8 protein-coding genes and 1 tRNA gene are annotated in these 8144 nt (G+C 35.7%); 6 read left to right on the forward strand and 3 right to left on the reverse strand.

The window, feature by feature from the left end; genetic code table 11:
* Positions 1-17: 17 nt before the first annotated feature.
* Together ACWG0P_RS11080 and ACWG0P_RS11085 are read right to left on the reverse strand one after the other, a co-directional pair.
* Positions 18-1328, reverse strand: a complete 1311-nt coding sequence (locus ACWG0P_RS11080) for an aspartate kinase (RefSeq protein ID WP_455801776.1) — start codon at positions 1326-1328, stop codon at positions 18-20.
* Entirely contained in the window at positions 1321-2508 is a 1188-nt protein-coding gene (locus ACWG0P_RS11085; protein WP_455801777.1) for a homoserine dehydrogenase, read from the reverse strand. The genes ACWG0P_RS11080 and ACWG0P_RS11085 overlap by 8 nt, the downstream gene beginning before the upstream one ends.
* 116 nt (positions 2509-2624) lie before the next feature.
* Here ACWG0P_RS11085 and thrC point away from each other — a divergent pair, with 116 nt between their 5' ends.
* Genes thrC through ACWG0P_RS11100 form a run of 3 tightly spaced genes read left to right on the forward strand, consistent with a single transcriptional unit; the run spans position 2625 to position 5428 of the window.
* Positions 2625-4115, forward strand: a complete 1491-nt coding sequence (gene thrC / locus ACWG0P_RS11090; protein WP_455791335.1) for a threonine synthase — start codon at positions 2625-2627, stop codon at positions 4113-4115.
* Positions 4112-4993 (forward strand): homoserine kinase, encoded by an 882-nt coding sequence (gene thrB, locus ACWG0P_RS11095; protein ID WP_455801778.1) that lies wholly within the window; start codon positions 4112-4114, stop codon positions 4991-4993. Before thrC ends, thrB begins: the two co-directional genes overlap by 4 nt.
* The gene (locus ACWG0P_RS11100) at positions 4994-5428 is read left to right on the forward strand and encodes an ACT domain-containing protein (protein ID WP_455791332.1); all 435 of its coding nucleotides are present in this window, start codon (positions 4994-4996) and stop codon (positions 5426-5428) included.
* 91 nt (positions 5429-5519) lie between these two features.
* Here the strand turns inward: ACWG0P_RS11100 and ACWG0P_RS11105 are convergent, their stop codons facing one another.
* Positions 5520-5969: a hypothetical protein gene (locus ACWG0P_RS11105; RefSeq protein WP_455801779.1), complete on the reverse strand. Its 450-nt coding sequence runs from the start codon at positions 5967-5969 to the stop codon at positions 5520-5522.
* A 605-nt stretch (positions 5970-6574) separates the two neighbouring features.
* Between ACWG0P_RS11105 and ACWG0P_RS11110 the strand changes: the two genes are divergently transcribed.
* From ACWG0P_RS11110 to ACWG0P_RS11120, 3 genes are all read left to right on the forward strand, one after another.
* The gene (locus ACWG0P_RS11110; protein ID WP_455801780.1) at positions 6575-7303 is read left to right on the forward strand and encodes a TIGR01906 family membrane protein; all 729 of its coding nucleotides are present in this window, start codon (positions 6575-6577) and stop codon (positions 7301-7303) included.
* On the forward strand, positions 7293-7859 hold the full coding sequence (locus ACWG0P_RS11115; RefSeq protein ID WP_455801781.1) for a Maf family protein: 567 nt from the start codon (positions 7293-7295) through the stop codon (positions 7857-7859). Before ACWG0P_RS11110 ends, ACWG0P_RS11115 begins: the two co-directional genes overlap by 11 nt.
* Before the next feature lie 54 nt (positions 7860-7913).
* Positions 7914-7987, forward strand: a tRNA-Thr gene (locus ACWG0P_RS11120).
* Positions 7988-8144 lie beyond the last annotated feature (157 nt).

Below are 8144 nucleotides of genomic sequence, written 5' to 3' on the forward strand. Positions count from 1 at the left end.
TAAAAGATGATTCGAATTTATACAACAAAATTTGTATAAATTGCTTCTACTGTTTTTTCGTAATCTTTATTTTCAACACCAACAATGATGTTCATTTCATCCGTTCCTTGAGCAATCATACGAATATTGATGTTGTTTTTTCCTAAGACTGCGAATAATTTTCCACTAATACCAGGTTTGTACATCATTTGACGACCAACTGTCGCGATTAAAGATATATTATCGACGATTTTGATTTCATCTGCGTTACACGCTTTTTTCATATCACCCACCATATCATAGATGACGTCTTTTACATCTTCACTATTAACTACGAGGCTGAATGAATCAATACCGCTAGGGATATGTTCAATGCTTACACGATAGTTTTCGCATACTTCTAAAGCACGACGGATAATTCCAACTTCATCTGACATATGGTTCTTATAAATTGCGATAACCGTAAAGTTCTTTTTACCTGCAATACCAGTAATCATTTGTTCGCTAGGTTTATCATCTTTTTCAATGATGATGGTTCCACCTTCTTCAGGGTGATTGGTATTTAAAATATTGATTGGAATGTTCTTTTCTTTTACAGGGAAGATGGCTTCTTCATGTAACACACTAGCTCCCATATAAGATAATTCTCGAAGTTCACCATATGTGATCGTATCGATACGTTTTGGTTGATGAACGATACGTGGGTCAGCCATTAAAATACCAGAAACATCGGTCCAGTTTTCATACATATCTGCATCTAAGATATCGGCTAAGATAGAACCTGTAATATCACTACCACCACGTGACATTGTTTTTACAGTGCCATCTGGAAGTGCTCCATAAAATCCAGGCATAACGAAGCGATCGTGATCTTTCATATAATTGCTCATGCGATAGCGTGTCGCATCGAAATCGATTTTTCCATCATAACGGAAGGTGATAATATCTTTAGAATCAATGAAAGGGAATCCAAGATATTCCGCCATAAGTTTTGCGGTAAGATATTCTCCTCTAGAAACTAGATAATCCGTAGACATGGATTTCGAAAGCTTTGCTTTTAAATCAGCTAAATCATCTTCGATTTGATACGTTAAGTTCAAATCCTTCTTAATAGAAAGAAAACGTTCTTCGATCAAATTGAATAATGGTGTATGATCCACACTATATTTTAGATGAGCTTCAATCAGGTATAATAAATCAGTTACTTTATTATCTGTTTTATGTTCTCTACCAGATGCACTTACAACCACAAAGCGTCGTCCAGGATCACTTTCAATAATCCCTTTTACTTTTGCGAATTGTACTGCATTAGCAACAGATGAACCACCAAATTTAGTTATCTTAATCATAATCTTCTTCTCCTCTATAAATACTAGCCATAAATGCATCCCCATCAATGGCCATGATATCTTTCATATATTGATGCATATGATACACTTCTACGCCTTTGACATGTAAATAAGTATTGCCTTCAAAAACATGTTCCTCTGTATCGCATTCTTTTAATACAGCATAAGCAGAAGGTTTCAAACGAACGATATAATCACGTAAACATAAAGTTTTGTCATATTCCATTTCATTCGCGAATGTGAGTTCCCAATGACTTGTTTTTTCATTGATATCTATAATATCTTGTACGATGGCATTGGCAGTTGGTAGTTTTCCAGCTCCCTGTCCATAGAATTTTAAGTCTCCAATGGTTGTTCCATGAAGAGTAATGATGTTGTAGTTGTCTTTTGTATTACTTTCAATTTCGGTTTTATCAAATAGAATCGGTTCTACAACACATCCATAATGATTTCCATTGCGTTTTGTTTTCGCAATCAAGCGTACATTATATCCCAAAGATTGGAAATAAGAAACGTCCTGTTTTGTGATGGTACGAATACCATATACAGGGAATGTATCAGGCACATGGAAATCGTATGCTAAAGAAGCAGAGATTCTGAGTTTGTTACAAATATCATAGCCGTCGATATCTGCACTTGGATCTGCTTCTGCATATCCTAATCCTTGTGCTTCTTTTAAGATTTCATCAAAGGATGCTCCATAACGTTCCATGTGATCCAAAATATAATTACTAGTACCATTGAAGATACCATGTATTCTTTCTACTTCATCAATACGCATAGCTTTGGCCAATCCCTCAATCCAAGGAATGCCTCCACCTGTAGTTGCTTCATAATAGATTTTAACATGATGATCATTTGCACATTCCACAAAATCTCTTAGATATTTCGCGATTACGGCTTTGTTCGCTGTTACGACATTTTTTCCATGTTGTAAGGCTTCCATAATATAGGTATGCGCAGGTTCAAGACCACCCATTGTTTCCACAACTGTTTCACAGTTGTCATCATTTAATATTACATTTATATCATCACACATACTTGGATGTGTTTTTTCTTTTCCTTTACGTATTAGAATGTGAGACACATGTAATTTTTCTGTATATGGTGTTTTTGCTTGTTCAATAATGTCTACAACACCTGATCCCACCGTTCCAAATCCTAAGATTGCGATATTCATAAGTTTCCTCCTCTAAAACTTTTTGTGTCTTTTTATCAAAAACACTTGTTTTTATATTGCGAACATTGTATCATAGTAAAAAAAGAAATGCAAGACGAAAAAAAGGAGAAATTAAAATGAAGAAAATATATACTAGCACAAGGAATAAAATGATAGCACTTACACCAAAAGAAGCAGTATTAAAAGGGATTGCGGATGATGGAGGCTTATATGTGTTCGATGATTTGGATACTTTGAAACTTCCTTTAGAAGATATGATGCATATGGATTATAACGAAATGGCTGCGGTTGTTTTAAAGACGTTATTACCAGACTTTACAGATGAAGAGGTTGCCGTATGTGTACATGATGCGTATACAGGTAAATTCCGTAATGAGGACATTACACCTCTACACAGTACAAAAGATACACATATTCTAGAACTCTTCCATGGACCTACTTGTGCCTTTAAGGATGTGGGGCTTAGAATGCTTCCTCAATTGATGTCAAAGTCATTGAAAGAAAAACAAGATGCGAAGGTTATGATTTTAACCGCAACAAGTGGAGATACTGGTAAGGCAGCCTTAGAAGGTTTTTGCGATGTGGATAACATTGGGATTACCGTGTTCTATCCAAATCATGGCGTAAGCAATATTCAACGTTTACAAATGGCAACACAAACAGGAAACAATACACGTGTATGTGCCATTGAAGGTAATTTTGATGATGCGCAATCCAATGTGAAGAAGATTTTCAACGATCAAGCATTGGCAGCACGTTTAAAGGAAGAAAACATTTCTTTATCTTCCGCCAATTCAATCAATATTGGACGTTTGATTCCACAGGTTGTTTACTATATCTTTGCATACAAGGAAATGGTAAGCAAAGGACACATCCAGTTTGGCGATAAACTTAACTTCTGTGTACCTACTGGAAACTATGGAAATGTACTAGCTGGATACTATGCAAAATGCATGGGGCTTCCTGTGAATAAATTCATAGTGGCATCCAACTCTAATAATGTACTATTCGATTTCCTTAAGGATGGTGTGTATGATCGTAATCGTCCTTTCTATAAAACTATTTCTCCTAGTATGGATATCCTGATTTCTAGTAATTTAGAGCGCTTGTTATATTACAAGAGTGGAAAAGATGCAAACTATATTGCAGAATTGATGAAGGATCTTGAAACAAAGGGACGTTATCAAGTGCGTGAGGATATCTTTGAAAGTGTGAAAGCAGATTTCTATGGTGGATATTGCGATGATGAAGATTGCGCAAAAGCAATGAAAGAATTCTATGAAGAAAGTGGTTATGTAATGGATCCACATACTGCCAATGCGTACAAAGTAATGAAAGACTATGAACAAATCGATAACCAATGCAAGAGTGTCTTATTGTCTACAGCAAGTCCTTATAAATTTGCACCTGCTGTATTCGAAGCGATTTTTGGTAAAACAGATTTGGACGAATTTGCATGCATGGAAGAATTACAAAAGAGAACAGGTGCTGGAATACCAGAGCCACTTCGTTCTTTAAAAGAAAAAGCAATCTTACATGAAGATGTAATTGATAAAGATGAAATGAGTGCCTACAGTGAGGAAGTTGCCAAGGAGATGCTTGCATGATTAAGGTAAAAGTACCGGCAACAAGTGCGAATCTAGGAGTTGGTTATGACTGCTTAGGGATTGCCCTTGACGATTTTGCATATGTAACATTTGAATTGTTGGATGAAGGCGTGGTAATCACTGGGTGTGAGGAAGCCTATTGCAACGAGGATAATTTATTCTATCAAGCTTTTTTAGAAGGCTTGCGTTACATGAATAAAACGGTTCCAGGAATTCATATTGATATCGATTCCAATGTACCGTTTGCTAGAGGTATGGGGAGTTCTGCCACTTGTATCGTAGCAGGTATTGCTGGAGCGAATGCGCTCTTTCAAAATCCAATGAACAAATATGAAATATTTGATATTGCTACGCGTATGGAAGGACATCCTGATAACATTGCACCCGCAATATTTGGTGGATTGTGTGTTTCCTTTATGGAAGGAGATACACCAAATATGATCAAATATGGTATTAAGAAAGATATGATTATGGTTACGATGATTCCTGATTATGAGGTGTCCACAAAGAAAGCACGTGAAGTGCTTCCCAATACGATGTCCTATCAAGATGCAGTCTATCAAATGGGACGATGTGCTGCTTTAGCAAAAGCATTGGAAATTGGAAATCCACTCATTATAAAAAAGGCTTGTGTTGATAAAATGCAAGAGCCTTATCGTAAAGCACTGATTCCTCAATACGCGCAAGTAAAAGAGCTATGTGAAGAAGCAGGGGCAATTACGATGTTTATCAGTGGAAGTGGTTCTACCATGATTGCCTTAAGCAATGAAGAAGAAATTGCGAACCAAATCAAAACAACGATTGAGAACATGTTTCCAACATGGTCCGTTCGTTTACTCCATGCTACCTATGATGGGGTACAAAGTGAGGTGCAGTAAATGGAAAAGTATTATATCGTAGATAGCACCATCTTGCCCGATGTTCTTGATAAAGTCATCGAGGCACGTTCTCTATTACAAAATGGAGAAGTGAAGCAGGTGAGTGAAGCGGTAAAAAAAGTTGGTATTTCAAGAGGAACATACTATAAATATAAAGACTATGTGTTCTTGCCAGCACAAGGGATGAGCGCTCGTAAAGCCGTTATTTCCTTAATGTTACATCATGACAAAGGGATTTTGTCAGAAGTATTAAATGCGATGTCCAAGGTAAATGCGAATATTTTGACAATCAATCAAAACATTCCTATTCATGAATGGGCTTCTGTTGTGATTTCCTTTGATTTATGTGAAATGAGTGTTTCCATCGATGAATTGATGAATGCACTTCAACAATGTAGAGGAGTTAGTAACTTACGTTTAGTTGCGGTTGAATAACCAATCTTTGGATTGGTTATTTTTTTGACATGGGGAACACTTTAATCGTCTGCTAAGTGAAAGCCTCTTTTTATATCCTAGATGGCAATATTCATTTTTGATAAGTTATGTCGGCATCTAGCGTAAAATCTAGTTTCACTTCTTTTTCAAAATCAATATTTTCACCATTTAGAGTGGTAACAGTACCATGATATGCGAGTATTGTTGTATCATTCTTGACTTCCATATCTAACTTAATGTCAGATGATTTGTAGTTTTCAACAACATATTTACACAACGCCTCATGCTGTGTTGAAATTTCTTTGATTTTTGAGTTTATTGAGTCTTCAGGTTCAATACCATGTTTTACACCTATCGATATTTGTGGAGCTTTGATTTTGAACTCTTTTCCACCACCAGAACTTGCATCACTTATCCAAATAGATATTTCTGGATGATATGAAATCCAAAAGTAGTACCCAGTTGCACAAAAAATTGAAATGAGTAAAACCACCACAATAATAAGAACTGTCTTTATTTTTCCTCTTCTAAAACTTTTCATGAAATTACCTCCTGAAATTGTGGTATTGAGAATGTTTAAATTAATCTAATTTGATTTATCAAATGTATGAAGTTCTTCTTTAAATATCATACACCATTTTGGATTATAAGCAAATTCCTCTGGTACGATTATGTATATACAATGCATATTATTACGGAGCTTGCTTGATTTAGCATGCTACACTTTCTGCAGATGCATAGGAGTGTGGAATCACTGGTGCTGTATTCCTGTTTTGATCATTATGATATTTCCGCCTTTTTTACAGCTTCTACATTCATAGGTCATGCGATAATTTTTTAACGATTAACTTAGCTGGTATGAATTACACTTCTCTTCTAACAAATTCTTTTCCAACAGAGTTTAATTCATTACCACATCTTGGACAGGTTTTATCATCATCTGGTAGACACAGAATTTCTTCAACACAAAGTAAATTTCTCAGTTTAACATTTAAGTTCTTTTTTTTCTTCTTTGCACGCTTATAACTGATTTCCTCTAATAGTGCAAGTTCACATTCTTGTTCAAATTCAGAATAAATTTTATTTTCTTTTCACAAGAACTATGGTACGATATTTAAAGGCGCGATATAGAAAGTTGGAGATTTTATGAAACAGGAAATATTTGACAGGCTGAATGGGGTGACGGCTTACGTTTCTGTCATAGCACTTATCATAATCTTGCTCATAACAAGTATTGATATGAACTGCTTCAATAGAGACTTCTTTAAATCAGAATATGAAACATTAGAAACGGCGAAGGAACTAGGTATGAGCGAAGCTGACCTAAACAAAGCCACGAACACACTTTTAGATTATCTTCGAGATGAACGTGAGGACATTTCTGTAGATATCACTTTAAAAGGAAGCAAAGTACAAGCATTCAATAGTAAGGAAGCTGCTCATATGGTGGATGTAAAAGGACTATATCGATTTGCGATGGTTCTACGAAACGTATGTTTGATTATTTTCTGTGCTTCTTTTATCTATCTTTTGATACGATTGAAGAAAGGTGCATTTACTTTATTAAGTATTGACTATATGAAAACGGCCACGTTATTTGCGGTTATGTTTGCGATGATTGCGATGTGGGCATATGTGGATTTTGATGCATTTTGGACACTGTTTCATCGTTTGGTGTTCCGCAATGAGCTATGGCTGTTGGATCCAAGTACGGATTTAATGATCAATTTATTTCCATCACAATTCTTTTCTAGTTTAGTATTTCGTATAGTAGGAATGTTTGCGGGATCCTTTATTCTAATCTTTGCGGGAAGTTACTTATTCCTTCGTATACGTTTAAATCGTATGCATGAGGAATTACAAAATGAAATATAAAGATATTCTTCTTGCGAGTAATTCACCTAGAAGAAAAGAACTTATGGAAGATAGTGAAATACCCTTTGAAATATGTACAACACAGAGCGAGGAAATCTTTCGTGTTGATATGGAAAAAGAACAAGCGATTGAACAAATTGCGTTTGAGAAAGCGAATGCTGTTTTTGAGCAATATCCAGATGCGATTGTAATCGGTGCGGATACCATGGTTTGTTGCAAAGAACAAATGCTTGGAAAGCCAAAAAATCGTGAAGATGCTTATCGAATGCTAGCGTTGTTGAGTGGAAAGACACATGAAGTTATTACAGGTGTTGCGATTTTGAGTTCTAATGGTAATGTGCTGTTTCATGAAAAAACCTTTGTGACTTTTTATGAACTAGAGCATGAAATGATAGAGTGGTACCTAGATACACAAGAACCATTTGATAAAGCAGGAGCCTATGGAATTCAATCAAAAGGGAAACTGCTAGTAAAAGAAATCCATGGGGATTATTACAATGTGATGGGGTTGCCAATCGCAAGAGTTGTAAGAGAAATAAAAAAACTTCAGAAATAATCAATTTATAGTTGAAAAAGCAGGTAGAGCTTATTATAATATAATAGCTCAAGCGCCGACATAGTATAATGGTAATACAGAGCAATGGTAATGCTCAGCTCGCAGTTCAATTCTGCGTGTCGGCACCAGTGTGAAAAGGACGGATATTCTTAGGAATGTCCGTTTTATATCTATTAATACCACGTGCTATGCGCGTGGTCAGACTTTAAGTGAAAGAAGGGTATCTAAAAATATAAAAAACACCACCATGTTATAATTCAGTAGGTTTGGCGACCACAGAAAATA

Source organism: Amedibacillus sp. YH-ame6, from assembly GCF_053848845.1.

Bases quoted from the DNA above. Each gene is read 5' to 3' on its own strand.
- ACWG0P_RS11080 (WP_455801776.1), bottom strand. From the start codon at position 1,328: ATGATTAAGATAACTAAATTTGGTGGTTCATCTGTTGCTAATGCAGTA.
- ACWG0P_RS11085 (WP_455801777.1), bottom strand. From the start codon at position 2,508: ATGAATATCGCAATCTTAGGATTTGGAACGGTGGGATCAGGTGTTGTA.
- thrC (WP_455791335.1), top strand. From the start codon at position 2,625: ATGAAGAAAATATATACTAGCACAAGGAATAAAATGATAGCACTTACA.
- thrB (WP_455801778.1), top strand. From the start codon at position 4,112: ATGATTAAGGTAAAAGTACCGGCAACAAGTGCGAATCTAGGAGTTGGT.
- ACWG0P_RS11100 (WP_455791332.1), top strand. From the start codon at position 4,994: ATGGAAAAGTATTATATCGTAGATAGCACCATCTTGCCCGATGTTCTT.
- ACWG0P_RS11105 (WP_455801779.1), bottom strand. From the start codon at position 5,969: ATGAAAAGTTTTAGAAGAGGAAAAATAAAGACAGTTCTTATTATTGTG.
- ACWG0P_RS11110 (WP_455801780.1), top strand. From the start codon at position 6,575: ATGAAACAGGAAATATTTGACAGGCTGAATGGGGTGACGGCTTACGTT.
- ACWG0P_RS11115 (WP_455801781.1), top strand. From the start codon at position 7,293: ATGAAATATAAAGATATTCTTCTTGCGAGTAATTCACCTAGAAGAAAA.